Source organism: Methylobacterium sp. XJLW, from assembly GCF_003254375.1.
GTDB lineage: Bacteria > Pseudomonadota > Alphaproteobacteria > Rhizobiales > Beijerinckiaceae > Methylobacterium > Methylobacterium fujisawaense.
On the sequence record NZ_CP016429.1, the window covers coordinates 943,137 to 957,313 of the forward strand.

Here is a 14,177-nt window from a genome sequence, read left to right on the forward strand (position 1 = left end):
GAAAGTCTGTGCCGGCTCGCTCAACAACCCCGAAGCACGCGACATTCTCGGTTTAGTTGGCCGAAGTACTGTAAGGAATAAGCACATGAGCTACAAAAATCTCCCGCGCCAGTCAGTCCTGAACGAGCGTCACCTTGCTCTCGGCTCTAAGCTTGACGCAGAGTGGAACGGGATGCCCATCCCTCAAAGTTACAGTACGGACCGCTACGAGGAGACGACTGTCGTCCGCTCGCGGGCTGGCCTGTTCGACGTGACGGGTTTGCGCATCGTCAATGTCTCGGGGCCCGACGCCGAGGCGATGCTGAACGCGATGCTCACGAGCGACGTCAGCAAACTATCGCCAGGCCAATCCGCCATCAGCAATATCGTAGACGAGAATGGCTCCCTGATCGACGACGTGCTCGTCTACTGTGATGGCCCGCAGCAGTTCCGGATCTCGCACGGTGGCGGCAGCTTGGAGGAGGTGCTGCCTGAGTTCACGGAGGGGCGCAACGTGAAGGCCTCCCGGGACGACGACGTTCATATCCTTTCTCTGCAGGGACCTCTCGCGCTCGATATATTAAAGCCGCACACGCCATTCAAACTAGCTGACCTCAAGTACTTCGAACATGCCCGCACAACGCTGTTCGGGAAGGATGTTTCGCTGGCTCGTGGCGGCTATTCAGCGGAACGAGGCTATGAGGTGTTCTGCTCCTCAAAGGATGCGATCGCAATTTGGGACGCGATCATGGAAGCGGGTAAACCGTTCGGCATCGTTGCAGCCTCGTGGGATTGCCTTGACATAGTTCGGGTTGAGGGCGCCCTTCTGTTCTTTCCGTTTGATATGCCCAAGTCCGACACAACGCCCTGGGAAGTGGGTGCGGATTGGACGGTCGACCTCGATAAGCCAGACTTTCGCGGCAAAGCTGCCCTCCAGGCGAAAAAGGGCAAGGAACGGTTCAAGCAGGTTGGCCTTGAGATCCAGCACGATGCGGCGGTGGAGCCCGGCGCCAAAATTTTCAAGGACGGTCGAGAGGTTGGGACGGTCAACAGCACGACCTATAGCCGCCATCTCATGAAATCGTTAGGCTTGGCTCATCTCCCGCCGGAGCTGTCCGGGCTTGGCACAGAGGTCGAGGTTCAGACTGACAAAGGCAAGCTGACCGCTAATGTCGTCCGCACTCCCTTCTACGATCCGATGCGGCTGCGAACGCACCCAATGACTGAGCGGACCGCTTGACCGGCTAAGACAAGTATCACTTCTATCTTCCCCGTCGATGGCGGCTCGGCCTTCGAGTTAGCCGCGCCACCATCGGCGGTTTTGTCGTTCAGTACGACCGTGATCCCACCTCCGGAAGTTTTGTGACCCGGACGCCACGGGGACGGAGATCCGTGCCGGCACCGAAGAACGAGTCCGCCGGCAACCTTGTCTTAACAGCTGGTCTTCCAAACAGCTCTACCATCGGAGCTCAACTTGTGGCACCGCTTTGACCCAGCGGACCCAGGAGTGTGGTCGCAAGATTGTGACTTTGATGGCGCGTATCTGGCCGTAGATTTGCGACCTCATTTTGAAGAGGCTCTCCCTGCCTGGTAGGGTGGCTTGCCACAACCTTGAGCAGGCCCGAAAGTGCTAATAGGTTCGCCCCGAGGAGGCTCCGCCATCTGCGAGAATGGGGGAGCGCGAGCGTACAGGCACCCGGGGAATGAGTGACGAAGGTTCAGAGATAAAGTCGCTGCAGCTCACCGACGGTGAGTGGTTCAAAGAGCTTGGCGGACTGGCAGCATCGATCGGGACTGATGGCTTCCATCAGAGCCTGCTTCATCTGCTCGGACGATGCATTCAGACCGATTCGGGTTGGATCATCAGGTATTCACGGGTTGCGCCGCCCGATGTTTTATATACCTCCAATGTTCCGCAGCGCGCCGTAGATATTTATAATAAAAAATGTTTGTACATTGACCCGTTTTCACTCTATTGGAAGAAATTCGGCCGCTCCGGCGTGCTAACCCTCGCACAACTGACAGGAACCGGGCAAGAATCGGATCTTTACGCTAAGATTTTCACTGCCGCCGCTAATGTTACAGATGAAATGGGAATAATTTTTTCGACGGTCGGACATTGTTGTTTCGGCGTATTTCTTGAGCGCGAAAAAGGATTTTTTACCTCAGCTGACGTCCGGCGCGCGAAGCTGATTTTCCCTGCACTCGAGGGTTTTCACAAGAGCCACCTAGGTCAGCTGTTCAACAACCTCCGTTATACCGACTCCGGAAAGTCGTCGGATTTAATTATTCGTCCGACCTTGATCCGTGATCGTTTTGGAGCGGAGGTTTATGCGAATGAGTCGTGGGCGCTTGCCCAAACTGCCGATCCATCTATTTATTCCATGCTTGAAACTATAAACGGGAATGCCGATTTTCAGACGGTGTCGACCAGGGACTTTTTGCTGAGAACGGAGTCATTTGACCGTAACTTCCTGCTGGCCCCGGGAGGCCGTATATTCACCCTTGAGCCAAAATCAGCTTCCCCGGATGCGCCGGTCGATTATCAGGCAGCTGCAGCCATTATTCAGGCGCTCACTCCGCGTGAGCGGGGAATATTGAGTCTAATCTTGAAAGGTGACAATACTGGTCAGATCGCCCAGAAGTTGAAGATCAGCAAGGGTTCTGTCAAAAATTGCAAGATAAGAATTTATCGTAAGGCCGAGGTTACGTCCGAACGTTACCTCATAAAAAGACTTGGCCAGTTTTTTCCTCCGCAATGACGGGGAACAGTGCGGCTCGCTTCGTTCCGCGCGGCAGGACATGGGAGTTTCCGTGAAGGCTCGTCGTCAAGCCGGTTCATAGGCCGGGCTACCGGAGCAGCAGTGGGTTACGAGGTCGGGTTTGAGGCGGGGGTACACCAGATCGGCCGGCGAGATCACCTCCTGTCGAATCGGTGTTTGTGTTGGCTTTGAGCTCGGGAAGGATCTGAAGCGCTACTTGATCTCGAGTGGGCTAGAGGCGCCGCACAGGGGGCCTCGGTTCGGAGCGAAAGGGGGCTATTCCGTTCGTTGAGTGTACCTCAATCTGATGCCGCCGCTTGCGATCGTCGCCGGCGCTCGGCTCGTGTTAGCTCGCCGGAACTTGCAAAGCCGGTTGCAGTCGCAATTTCAGATCGGCTCAAGGAGCTCTCCCGGCCGAGTTGGTGCGCCCTATCAAGGCGCAGGTTCAGATAGTGCCGATGGAGTCCCTGGCCGAGGAGATCGTGGAATAACCGCTCCAGCTGCCGCACTGAGACCCGTGCGAGGTTCGCCAGTGTGGCGCGCGGTAACGGTGTCTCCAGGTTCGCTTCCATTGCCCCGAGCACACGAAGCAGCCGTGGGTCACGCACGCGGAAGCGTTCACGCAGGTCCATCCGCTGTGGACTCAGTCCTTCGCGGATTTGGTTATGGAGGAACCAGTCACTGACGCCTGCAGCGAGCCCAGCGCCATGGTCGCGCTCGATCAGGTTCAGCATGAGGTCCAGGGCTGCAATTCCCCCAGAGCACGTGATGCGATCGCCGTGGATCTCGAAGAGTGAGCGTACGACCTCAATCGACGGGTAGCGCTCCTCGAAGGCTGGAACATGCTCCCAATGCAAGGTGCAGCGACGCCCGTCGAGGAGTCCTGCCCGGGCCAATATGTAGGGACCGCCTGAAATCCCCCCGATGGTCACACCTCGGCGCGCAAGATCGCGCAGCCAGGCCGATAAGGCAGGATCGTCGAATTCGGCCGGGTTGCCGCCGGCGCAGACAAAGATCCAGTCGGCATCCCGTGCTGTAGCACCCACCTCGACATCTGGCAGGATGGTAACGCCATTCGAAGCTCTGACGACGCCACCGCCCGGCGCCGCGTGCCACCAGTCGTACAGTCGGCAAGCCGACAGAGTGTTGGCCGCTCGCAGTGGCTCGATCGCCGCTGTGTAGGCCATCAGCGGGAAGTCGGGCACGAGCACAAAGCCGACCGTCAGGGTCGATGGAGCCTCAACCTTCGCCGCCTTGCGCCCCGGCTTTGTGCGGGTGGAGGCCGGAGCTTCACCACTCATTTCTGCGGGATCTGCTGAGATGTTGTCGCAAATTGCCAGCTTGCCTCCCCGGTTGGGGGTTATCAAGGCTTCAACACACCGCTGCCACCGCAAACGGCTATATCATGCGCTATTCCGTCTTCAGCGTTCTAGGCCAGGCCTTACGAGGCCAGAAGGACTGGAAGCCTCAGTGGCGCGATGCAGCGCCCAAGGCAGAATACGACGTCGTCATTGTGGGCGGCGGCGGACACGGCGTTGCCACGGCCTATTACCTGGCCAAGGTGCATGGCATCACCAACGTGGCTGTGCTCGAGAAGAGTCACATCGGTTCGGGCAATGTTGGTCGCAACACCACAATCGTGCGCTCGAACTACGGGCTGCCCGGCAACATTCCCTTCTACGAGCACTCCATGAAGCTCTGGGAGGGGCTGGAGCAGGATATCAATTACAACGCGATGATCAGCCAGCGAGGCGTGCTGAACCTTTACCATTCAGACGGACAGCGCGACGCCTATGCGCGCCGCGGTAACGCTATGCGGATGGCGGGCATCGACGCTGAACTCCTCGACCGCGAGGGGGTGCGCGCCATGGTGCCGTTCATCGATTTCGACAACGCGCGGTTTCCCGTGAAGGGCGGACTCCTGCAGCGCCGGGGCGGCACCGTGCGGCACGATGCGGTCGCCTGGGGTTACGCCCGCGCGGCGGACCAACGTGGCGTCGATATTATCCAGAACTGCGCTGTCACGGGCATCCGACGTGAGAACGGTCACGTCGTTGGCGTCGATACGAGCCGTGGCTTCATTCGCGCCAAGAAGGTCGCGTTGTCGGTGGCCGGCTCCAGTTCGTTGCTCGCGTCCATGGTCGACATGCGGCTGCCCATCGAGAGCCACGTGCTGCAGGCCTTCGTGAGCGAGGGCGTGAAGCCTCTCATCGACTGCGTGATGACCTTCGGTGCGGGTCACTTCTACGTCAGCCAGTCGGACAAGGGCGGACTCGTGTTCGGTGGCGACATCGACGGCTACAACTCCTATGCGCAGCGCGGCAATCTCCACACGATCGAGGATGTCATGGAAGGAGGCATGGCTCTCTGGCCGGGCCTTGGTCGCTTGCGGCTCCTGCGCCACTGGGGCGGCATCATGGACATGTCGATGGACGGAAGCCCGATCATCGACCGCACCGACATCCGCGGCCTCTACCTGAATGCGGGCTGGTGCTACGGCGGCTTCAAGGCGACGCCGGCTGCAGGGTTCTGCTTTGCCCACCTGATTGCCCGCGACGAACCGCACGCGGACGCAGCAGCCTACCGCCTCGACCGCTTCTCCACCGGCCACATCATCGACGAGAAGGGCATGGGTGCCCAGCCGAACCTGCACTGAGGGTCAAAGATCATGCGCATTCGATGCCCCTACTGCGGCGAGCGGGACAACGGCGAGTTCAGCTATTTTGGCGATGCGACGCTGACGCGTCCCGATGGTATGGAGGCGGACGCCTCCGCCATGCACGACTACGTCTACCTGCGCGACAATCCCGCGGGCGAGCACCGCGAGCTCTGGTATCACGCGGCCGGCTGCCGGACTTGGCTCGTCGTCACCCGTGATACTCGAACCCATACAATCACTGACGTTTCGCCTGCCCGCGACGTCGCCCGCACCCGTCGGATGGGAGAGGCCGCATGACCACCATCAGCCTGAGGCGCTCGGAAGCCGACGTCGCCGCAGTTTCTGCTGGCCGCACCCAAGCGTTCCGCACCGTGAGCGGCGGCCTAATCGACAGGCGTCGCACCCTCGACTTCAGCTTCGACGGTGCCCGCTACACGGGCTTTCAGGGCGACACGCTGGCCTCGGCACTTCTCGCCAATGGCGTGCGTCTTGTCGGGCGTTCGTTCAAGTACCACCGCCCGCGCGGCATCCTCTCGGCGGGCTCGGAGGAGCCGAACGCAATCGTTGAGTTGCGCACGGGTGCGCGCCGCGAGCCGAACACGCGCGCCACTGTAGCCGAGCTTTACCAAGGGCTCGAGGCAGTAAGCCAGAACCGATGGCCGTCGCTGAAACACGATGCGTTGGCGGTCAACGCGCTTCTGAGCCCGATCTTCGCGGCGGGTTTCTACTATAAGACCTTCATGTGGCCGGCCTCCTTCTGGGAGAAGCTCTACGAGCCCATGATCCGGCGCGCGGCGGGGCTCGGCCGAGCAGCGAATGCGCCTGATCCCGACACCTATGATCGGGAGCACGCCTTTTGCGACGTGCTGGTCATCGGGGCTGGCCCGGCCGGCCTGGCAGCGGCGCTCGAGGCTGGGCGCTCAGGCGCGCGGGTCATACTGGTCGATGAGGATTACCAGCTTGGAGGCCGTCTGCTCTCTGAGCGCCGCGAAATCGGGTCCGGCTCCGGCGTGGATTGGGCAGAGGAGGCGGTCGCCGAGCTGCAGAGTATGGCAGAGGTGCGCATCCTCAGCCGCACGACCCTGTTCGGTGTCTACGATCACGGCTCTTACGGGGCTGTCGAGCGCGTCAGCGACCACCTGGCCATACCCGCTGACAACGCTCCGCGACAGCGCCTATGGCGTATCACAGCAAAGCGTGCCGTGCTCGCCGCCGGCGCGATCGAGCGTCCGCACGTTTTCGGTGGCAACGACCGGCCGGGCGTGATGCTGGCGGGTGCCGTACGGGCCTACCTCAACCGCTACGGTGTCCTTCCAGGCCGGCGCGTTGCCATCTTCACCTCAAGTGATGATGGCTGGCGTACGCTCAGCGACGTCAAGGCTGCGGGGGGGCAGGTCGTCGCGGTCATCGACTCCCGGTCGTCCGTTTCGTCGGCGCTGCGGCGCGAGGCCGAAGCTGCAGGGGCGCGGGTCGTCACCGGCGGCTACGTCTCCGGAACCAAAGGAAAGCTGTCGCTCGAGGCCGTCGAGGTCGTTGACGAATATGGCAGTTCCGAAACCATCGCCTGTGACTGCCTCGCGATGGCCAATGGCTGGAATCCCATCGTTCATCTCGACTCGCATCTGTCACGCCGCCCGGTCTGGAACGAAGCTATTCACGCTTTCGTGCCGGCCACGCTGCCCTCCGGCATGGTCGCGGTTGGCGCGGCTGCCGGTAGATTGACTCTGGCTGAGTGTCTGGAGACCGGCTCGCGAGCTGGTGCTGAAGCTGCAGCCGAGTCTGGCTTCAAGGCGGCGGCTTCCGACCGCCTCAAGACGGACCCCGAGAGTACCGAGCACACCCCTCTCTGGAGGGTTGCCAAGCCCAAGGGCAAAGCATTCGTGGACTTCCAGAACGATGTGGCGGCCTCGGACGTGGAACTCGCCCATCGCGAGGGCTTCCGAGCAGTCGAACACCTCAAGCGCTACACCACTCTCGGTATGGCCACTGACCAGGGCAAAACGTCGAATTTGGCCGGGTTGAGCATCATGGCCGAATTGACAGGCCAAGCGGTGCCGAGCGTCGGCACGACCGTGTTCCGTCCGCCCTTCACCCCAGTGGCGATCGGCGCTTTCGCGGGTCATCATCGTGGTAAGGAGTTCCGGGCTACCCGCTACGTACCCTCGCACGCGTGGTGCCAGGAGCAAGGCGCGGTCTTCGTCGAGACTGGCCTATGGCTGCGCCCGGCCTACTTCCCGAAAGCCGGGGAGACCGACTGGCTCGAGACCGTGAACCGCGAGGTCAACACCGTCCGCAGCAAAGTCGGTGTCTGCGACGTCACTACGCTCGGTAAGATCGACATCCAGGGTCGCGATGCGCTGGCATTCATCGAGCGCGTGTGTGCCAATCCATTCGGGACGCTGACCGTGGGCAAAGCGCGCTACGCGGTGCTCTTGCGCGAGGATGGCCTCGTTATGGACGATGGTACCATCGCCCGAATGGCCGACACGCATTACGTCATGACAGCCTCTACCGCGAATGCGGCGAGAGTAATGCAGCACCTCGAGTTCTGTCGCCAATGGCTCTGGCCAGAGCTCGATGTGCAGCTCGCCTCGATCAGCGAACAGTGGGCGCAGTATGCCGTCGCCGGACCGCGTGCTCGTGACACTTTGCGCGGCGTCATCGATCCCGGCTTTGACATCAGCAACGAGGCATTCCCGTTCCTCGCCTGTGCTGACGTAACAGTGGGCGGGGGTATCCCGGCGCGCCTGTTCAGGATCTCCTTCTCGGGTGAACTTGCCTACGAACTCGCGGTGCCAGCGGCTTACGGCGACGCCGCTTGGCGGGCGATCATGCAGGCGGGATCGCTCCATGGGATCACGGCTTACGGCTCCGAGGCGCTCTCGGTGATGCGCATCGAAAAAGGCCATGCAGCGGGCGCCGAGGTCAACGGGCAGACCACCGCGCGCGATCTCGGCCTCGGGGGTATGCTGGCCAAGAAGAAGGACTACATCGGGCGCCTGATGAAGGAGCGGCCCGCGCTGACCGATCCTGATCGCCCGATCCTTGTGGGCTTCCGTCCGGTTGATCCGGCGCAGCGACTGCGTGCCGGCGCCCACTTCCTCGCCGTTGGCGCAGAGCCGAGCCTAGGTGCTGACGAAGGCTACATGACCTCGGTGGCCTACTCACCCAGTCTCGGCCATTGGGTGGGCATCGGCCTGATCCGGCGCGGGCCTGAGCGCCACGGTGAGCGGGTGCGTGCCTATGATCCCGTGCGCGGCGGGGACATCGAAGTCGAGATCTGCTCGGCCGCCTTCGTGGACCCGAAAGAGGAGAAGCTGCGTGTCTGAGGCAGTGATGACGAACGCGTGGCAGCCCCGCAGCGCCTGGGCGGGGGTCGCTCGAGTTGGGCGGCACGGCCGCTTACAGGGCGAGGCGGGTATCCGGCTCTCACTTCGGGATGAGATTGGGCTCGCTACAATCATCGTAGCGGATGGCCAGGAGGCCCAGCTCCGGCAGATCTTGGCGGAACAGCTTGGCTGGCTCCTACCCGAAGCCGGAAAAACGAGCATCGTAGGCGAGAAAGGCCTTGTCTGGTCGGCACCCGGCCAGTGGCTTTTAGTCTCCGCTTCCCGCCGGGATGTGGCGGCTGCCATAGAGGCTCTACGTGGAGTGGCGGCGGTAACCGACCAGAGTGATGGACGCGCCGTGGTGCGAGTCTCAGGCCGACAAGCCCGCGCGATGCTGGCCAAGGGCATGGCGATCGACCTGCATCCGCGCGTCTTTCGAAGCGGGCAAGCTGCGGTTACGAACATCGCCCACATCAACGTGCAGATCTGGCAGCGAGATGAGGCGCCGATTTACGACATCACCGTCGCGCGCAGCTTCGCAGATAGCTTCTGGTCTTGGCTAACTCACGCCGCGGCGGAGTTCGGGTACGAGGTCGAGCGCGCACCAGCGCATTGATCTGTCAGGGCTAAAATATCGAACAATTGGATGGTCCGCCAGCAGACCTCGCGTCGCCGGCGGCCATGTCCATCGGAGGTGACTTACGAACACCCTCCGACATCCGCATCGCCGACCGACCGACCGCAGCCCATCCCGGCGGGGCCACTGCATTTATAGCAGATGCTGCGGCTCTCCACGACACGCCAGTGCAGAACATCACCTGTTCTGTCGGAATGAGGCGAAGGTAGGCATATGTCGCAGGTCACCAAATCTTCCGTGCCGCCGAGCTCCCGTGACCGGATAAAATCGGTCTCACCGTTTCCCGGGGTGGAGCTCACGACGGCGTCCAGTGCTCCGCAGGAGAGTGCAAGGCCCCTAGAAAAAGCACTCGGGCACAAGGTACGAATTCTCCGACGCGAGCGCGATCTCACTGCTGCGGAACTCGGGCAGGCCGCGGGTATCTCCCTCGCCATGATTTCGAAAATTGAGAACGGTCAGATATCTCCTTCACTGTCGACAATCAACGCGCTCGCAATTGCTCTCAATGTGCCGCTCAGTTCTCTATTCTCTACCTTCGAGGAGAAGCGTGACTGCTCTTTTGTGAAAGGTGGGCAGGGAGTTCTGATCGAGAGAGGCGGTACGAAGGCCGGGCATATTTACGAGCTGCTGGGGGCGTCATTAAGGGGGGACGTTGTCGTCGAGCCTTACCTCATCACGCTTGAAGAGGACGCCGAGCCCTACACGAGTTTTCGCCATGCCGGCATTGAATTTATCTATATGCTAACCGGAGAGGTGATCTACAGACACGCCAATCAGGATTACTGCCTCAAGCCTGGTGATTCGCTGATGTTTGACTCGGCGGGACTGCACGGGCCAGTTAAGCTTGTACGAACGCCAATGACATACATCGCGATCATCATATACCCCAGTAGTCCCGCTTGATGTGGCATGCTGTGCCCGACTTGTGTCGTCGGTTGCCTTGTTTGGTGGGTAGCTTTTCGAATCAATATGATAAATCCTTTGAGGTTTTGGCTACAACTGCAGCAGCCTGCGAGTATTGACAACAGGGTTTTCAGCCACTCTCCGCAGTTAGTTGCGAACCTCATCCGAGCCGGATCCTTAGCAGCTCCGCGCACCTCATCTGGAACGCCAGGTCGAAAATCGTTGGCGTTGAGACCAGCTTGTAAAAGGAATTGTGGGATTGGCCGTGACACGCCGCATTTTGATCCTGGGAGCCTCCTACGGCTCGCTTCTGGGGACCAAGCTCCTGATGGCCGGTCACAACGTGACCCTGGTGTGCCGGCGCAAGACCGCGGACCTGATCAACCGCGAGGGGACCGAGGTCCGCATCAAGCTGCGCGACGAGAAGGAGCACCGCGCGATTCACTCGCGCGACCTGCCCGGGAAGGTCGATGCCATGCCGCCGGAAGAGGTCGACGTGTCGCGCTACGATCTCGTCGGTCTCGCCATGCAGGAGCCGCAGTACAACAACCACACGATCCGCGTCCTCATGATCAAGATCGCGGCGGCGAAGCTGCCGTGCCTGTCGATCATGAACATGCCGCCGCTGCCCTACCTCAAGCGGATTCCGGGGCTCGCCGCCATGGATCTTGAGGACGCCTACACCAATGCCGGCGTCTGGGACCGGTTCGAGCCGGGGCTGGTGTCGCTGTGCTCGCCGGATCCGCAGGCCTTCCGGCCGCCCGAGGAGGAGGCGAACGTCCTCCATGTCGGGCTGCCGACGAACTTCAAGGCCGCGACCTTCGCCGACGAGGCGCATAACCGCCTGCTCCGCGAGCTGGAGGCCGATATCGACGCCGTGCGCCTCGACGGGCAGGACGTCCCGGTGAAGCTCAAGGTGTTCGACTCGCTGTTCGTGCCGCTGGCCAAGTGGTCGATGCTGCTCACCGGCAATTACCGCTGCATCACGCCCGGCGAGCCGCAATCGATCCACGACGCCGTCCACGGCGATCTGGCGCGGTCGCGGGCGATCTACGACCACGTCGACGGCATCGCCCGGAAGCTCGGCGCCGACCCGGCCGATCAGGTGCCGTTCGAGAAATACGCCAAGGCCGCCGAGAGCCTGCTGAAGCCGTCCTCGGCCGCGCGGGCCGTGGCGAACGGCGCCCCCTACATCGAGCGCGTCGACCTTCTGGTGAAGCTGATCGCGCACCAGCTCGGCGCGCCGAATGCCGAGATCGACCGCACGGTCGAGATCGTCGACCACAAGCTTGGCGACCGGGTTCTGGCCGGCTGACTCGTCGGGGCCTGTTAGGGCATCAGCGCGGAACTGCGTTCCCCTCGCGCTCCGCCTTACGGGCGCCGACGGGAAAGGCCGCTTCAGGCAGCCGTTCTATCGATGGGCTATAGCCGAAATAGGCCCGGTAGCTTCGCGAGAAATGCGCGGTGCTTGAGAATCCTGTCGCCGTGGCGATATCTCCGACTGACAGGCAGCTCTGACGCAGTAGCCGCTTGGCATGGCTCACCCGGATCGCCCGGTACTGTTCTGAAAAGCTGCACTGCCGCTTCTCGCGGAAAAGGCGATCGAGTTGGCGCTCGCTCAGCCCGACGCGTGCAGCCATGTCACTCCGGCTGAGAGGTGCCACCATAGTGCTCTGCATGATTTCGATGGCTGCGACCAATGCAGGGTGATGAGCGCCATAACGCTCGGCGAGAGAGGCGCCCTGCATGTGTGCTGGCGCGTTAGGCCTGGTGTGGAGAAGCTGGTCCGATATCCGCTTTACAAAATCCTCACCCAGGCGATCAGCGATAAGCGCGAGTGTCATGTCAAGACCGGCAACGCCGCCAGCGCAGGTCACGCGATCTCCCGCATGAACAAAGCGGGCGAGTTCCGGGGTCAAGTCAGGAAACGTTTCTGTCAGAGCAGCGGCATGTTCCCTGCTTACAGTAAAGCCAGAGTTTTCAAGAAGCCCTGCTGCCGCCATCACATACGGCCCGCCCGATATACCGCCAATGCGGGTTCCGCGGCGAGCCAAACATTGCAGAACGGCATAAACAGCCGGTCTCCGCCATGCCACTGGTTCCCCGTCTGCACAAACGAAGACCGTGTGCAACGGGCATTGGTCTGACGGTAATGGCTCAACAGGAATTTCAGCGCCGGACGACGCTGCAACGCGACCGGCGGTTCCCTCACCGAAGAAACGTAAGCGGTATAGAAAACTGCCAGCGAGGTGGTTCGCCGCCCGAAAAGGTTCGCAGGCGGCAGCGAAAGACATCAATGCGAAGCCTGGAATGAGGATAAACCCAATCTCCTGTGTCAAAACCTTCACGCTCATTTTGATTGACTGTCGGAACTAGTATGCCGCCTGCGGCGGCAAATTCACCCAAGAACCCAGACAGCGTTGGTCGTCGCTGGAAGCTGTTACGCCACCTCGGCAGCGGCCGCTCGAACTTTGCACCGGGACATCACTCATTCAAATGGATGTATCAACATCAGCCCTGGCTCGGAGCAGCGGTGCTCGACGCTCTACCAGTACACGAGGTCAGCGGCGCTCGCATACGTCCTAGGGCAGTCTGGATACGGCTGCTCCGTTCGGGCTCTCGACAGCTCGGAAGAAGATCGCCTCCTTGGTCACCAACTCCGAACTTGGAGGGCCTTATGCTTTGCCACAGCATAGCCGTCGAATCGTGGACGTTGACGCGGTTGGCCTCAATGGCCGACGCATCACCCGCCATCGGGCGTCGTAACCATGTGGAGCGCGCGGTCCGCTCAATCCGGCCGCAAGACCCGTCATTGGATGGCCTGCGTCACATCCCGGAGTGGTGGCCCGCACCCGTCCGCGGCGGAGTCGGGCGCCGAACAGGTGAGCCCAGTACGGCAACGGCGGTGCTGGTTCTGGTAGGCAGAAATTACGGTATCGAGCGGACGAGAGGCGCAGATACGGCGGTGCTGGACAAATTCAGCCCCCGAAGTCGTGCACTGCGATAGGCATCGGGGACCGACAAAGCCCAAACGAAGAAACCCGCCGCATGGCGTCCGATAACACCGACGTCCGGCGCAGCAAATTTTGTGGTCAGCCAGGCACCGACCAGGGTGAAAAATGCGAATCCTAGTCCCCGCTGTGTTTTGCCGACTAGGACATGACCCACACCGGGCAGCAGAAGTGCCGCTGCAAGGACAAGGTATGGGTTAGGCTGCGGTGCGCGCACGGGCGTCGTCAGGTTCATGGGCTGCGCCTTGATCGATGAGATGTTGCGCCAGGTTAGTGGCCTGGGCGAGCAGTGGCTGGAGAAGCTCCGGACCGACATACGGGACCGGAAACCGGTTCTCGCGCAGGAGCAGATAGGCACCGCGCTCGCCCTGGCAGAGCTGAGTCACAATTCGGACTCCTCGAGGCGTGAGCAGCACCTCTTTCACGCGTGGCTCGGCAAGGATCTTCGCGATAGGAGCGTCGACGTAGTGAAGCAGACCGTTGGCTCCTCGTGAGCCGCGCACCAACGTCTCGTCCGGCCAGCCGGGCGGGACGGGGTAGCGGGCTAGATGGTCGGATCCCGGCGCATAGAACTCAACGCCGGCTACGCGGCGTAGAACGTCGAGAATCTCCGAACGTCCTGTCGAGTGGTGCACAGAAACGCTGAGCCAGAGCTGTGGTAGGCGCCGGAAGGCGAGCGCTTCGGGGATTAGCCGGATCTCTACTGGAAGGCCTGCGTAGCGCCCCTTAAGTGTGCCATAGCCGGTAGGGTCACGACCGTAGACCGGTTCTGCTAAGACCGAGCCGCAGGGCTCGAGCATCCCCGCCCGCCATGCCGACGCCGCCAGTGCACGCCGGCAGAGCGCGTAGCCGGCGGCACCAAAAATCGGGAGGGCGAGGAACTCAATCATGTCGGCC

The 14,177-nt window shown here is 61.5% G+C and carries 11 protein-coding genes; 8 read left to right on the plus strand and 3 right to left on the minus strand.

All coding sequences use genetic code 11. The features are described from left to right. Positions 1-85 precede the first annotated feature (85 nt). Both A3862_RS04405 and A3862_RS04410 read left to right on the plus strand, forming a co-directional pair. Complete coding sequence (locus A3862_RS04405; RefSeq protein WP_111473269.1) at positions 86-1,219, plus strand: aminomethyltransferase family protein; 1,134 nt, start codon at positions 86-88, stop codon at positions 1,217-1,219. Between the two features lie 463 nt (positions 1,220-1,682). Next, entirely contained in the window at positions 1,683-2,741 is a 1,059-nt protein-coding gene (locus A3862_RS04410) for a helix-turn-helix transcriptional regulator (protein WP_111473270.1), read from the plus strand. A gap of 299 nt (positions 2,742-3,040) precedes the next feature. Here the strand turns inward: A3862_RS04410 and A3862_RS04415 are convergent, their stop codons facing one another. Beyond that, positions 3,041-4,042 (minus strand): GlxA family transcriptional regulator, encoded by a 1,002-nt coding sequence (locus A3862_RS04415; protein WP_111473271.1) that lies wholly within the window; start codon positions 4,040-4,042, stop codon positions 3,041-3,043. Positions 4,043-4,146: 104 nt separating this feature from the next. On the opposite strand from A3862_RS04415, the gene A3862_RS04420 reads away from it, so the two are divergent. The 6 genes from A3862_RS04420 to A3862_RS04445 all read left to right on the plus strand — a co-directional run bounded on the left by A3862_RS04420 (position 4,147) and on the right by A3862_RS04445 (position 11,584). Further along, positions 4,147-5,397, plus strand: coding sequence for a sarcosine oxidase subunit beta family protein (locus tag A3862_RS04420; RefSeq protein WP_111473272.1), 1,251 nt, complete (start codon positions 4,147-4,149; stop codon positions 5,395-5,397). A gap of 12 nt (positions 5,398-5,409) precedes the next feature. Beyond that, the gene (locus tag A3862_RS04425; protein WP_111473273.1) at positions 5,410-5,697 is read left to right on the plus strand and encodes a sarcosine oxidase subunit delta; all 288 of its coding nucleotides are present in this window, start codon (positions 5,410-5,412) and stop codon (positions 5,695-5,697) included. Further along, positions 5,694-8,729 (plus strand): sarcosine oxidase subunit alpha family protein, encoded by a 3,036-nt coding sequence (locus A3862_RS04430; RefSeq protein ID WP_111473274.1) that lies wholly within the window; start codon positions 5,694-5,696, stop codon positions 8,727-8,729. Before A3862_RS04425 ends, A3862_RS04430 begins: the two co-directional genes overlap by 4 nt. Before the next feature lie 7 nt (positions 8,730-8,736). Beyond that, entirely contained in the window at positions 8,737-9,345 is a 609-nt protein-coding gene (locus A3862_RS04435) for a sarcosine oxidase subunit gamma (RefSeq protein WP_335645398.1), read from the plus strand. A 234-nt stretch (positions 9,346-9,579) separates the two neighbouring features. Beyond that, positions 9,580-10,269: a helix-turn-helix domain-containing protein gene (locus A3862_RS04440; protein WP_111473276.1), complete on the plus strand. Its 690-nt coding sequence runs from the start codon at positions 9,580-9,582 to the stop codon at positions 10,267-10,269. A gap of 265 nt (positions 10,270-10,534) precedes the next feature. Next, positions 10,535-11,584 carry a ketopantoate reductase family protein gene (locus A3862_RS04445; protein WP_111474297.1) on the plus strand — a complete coding sequence of 350 codons (1,050 nt, stop codon included), beginning with the start codon at positions 10,535-10,537 and terminating at the stop codon, positions 11,582-11,584. A 22-nt stretch (positions 11,585-11,606) separates the two neighbouring features. On the opposite strand, the gene A3862_RS04450 is transcribed toward A3862_RS04445, so the two are convergent. Beyond that, positions 11,607-12,623 carry a GlxA family transcriptional regulator gene (locus A3862_RS04450; protein ID WP_111473277.1) on the minus strand — a complete coding sequence of 339 codons (1,017 nt, stop codon included), beginning with the start codon at positions 12,621-12,623 and terminating at the stop codon, positions 11,607-11,609. A gap of 854 nt (positions 12,624-13,477) precedes the next feature. Next, on the minus strand, positions 13,478-14,170 hold the full coding sequence (locus A3862_RS30980; protein WP_124262923.1) for a hypothetical protein: 693 nt from the start codon (positions 14,168-14,170) through the stop codon (positions 13,478-13,480). Positions 14,171-14,177 lie beyond the last annotated feature (7 nt).

Bases quoted from the DNA above. Each gene is read 5' to 3' on its own strand.
- A3862_RS04405 (WP_111473269.1), top strand. From the start codon at position 86: ATGAGCTACAAAAATCTCCCGCGCCAGTCAGTCCTGAACGAGCGTCAC.
- A3862_RS04410 (WP_111473270.1), top strand. From the start codon at position 1,683: ATGAGTGACGAAGGTTCAGAGATAAAGTCGCTGCAGCTCACCGACGGT.
- A3862_RS04415 (WP_111473271.1), bottom strand. From the start codon at position 4,042: ATGAGTGGTGAAGCTCCGGCCTCCACCCGCACAAAGCCGGGGCGCAAG.
- A3862_RS04420 (WP_111473272.1), top strand. From the start codon at position 4,147: ATGCGCTATTCCGTCTTCAGCGTTCTAGGCCAGGCCTTACGAGGCCAG.
- A3862_RS04425 (WP_111473273.1), top strand. From the start codon at position 5,410: ATGCGCATTCGATGCCCCTACTGCGGCGAGCGGGACAACGGCGAGTTC.
- A3862_RS04430 (WP_111473274.1), top strand. From the start codon at position 5,694: ATGACCACCATCAGCCTGAGGCGCTCGGAAGCCGACGTCGCCGCAGTT.
- A3862_RS04435 (WP_335645398.1), top strand. From the start codon at position 8,737: ATGACGAACGCGTGGCAGCCCCGCAGCGCCTGGGCGGGGGTCGCTCGA.
- A3862_RS04440 (WP_111473276.1), top strand. From the start codon at position 9,580: ATGTCGCAGGTCACCAAATCTTCCGTGCCGCCGAGCTCCCGTGACCGG.
- A3862_RS04450 (WP_111473277.1), bottom strand. From the start codon at position 12,623: ATGAGCGTGAAGGTTTTGACACAGGAGATTGGGTTTATCCTCATTCCA.
- A3862_RS30980 (WP_124262923.1), bottom strand. From the start codon at position 14,170: ATGATTGAGTTCCTCGCCCTCCCGATTTTTGGTGCCGCCGGCTACGCG.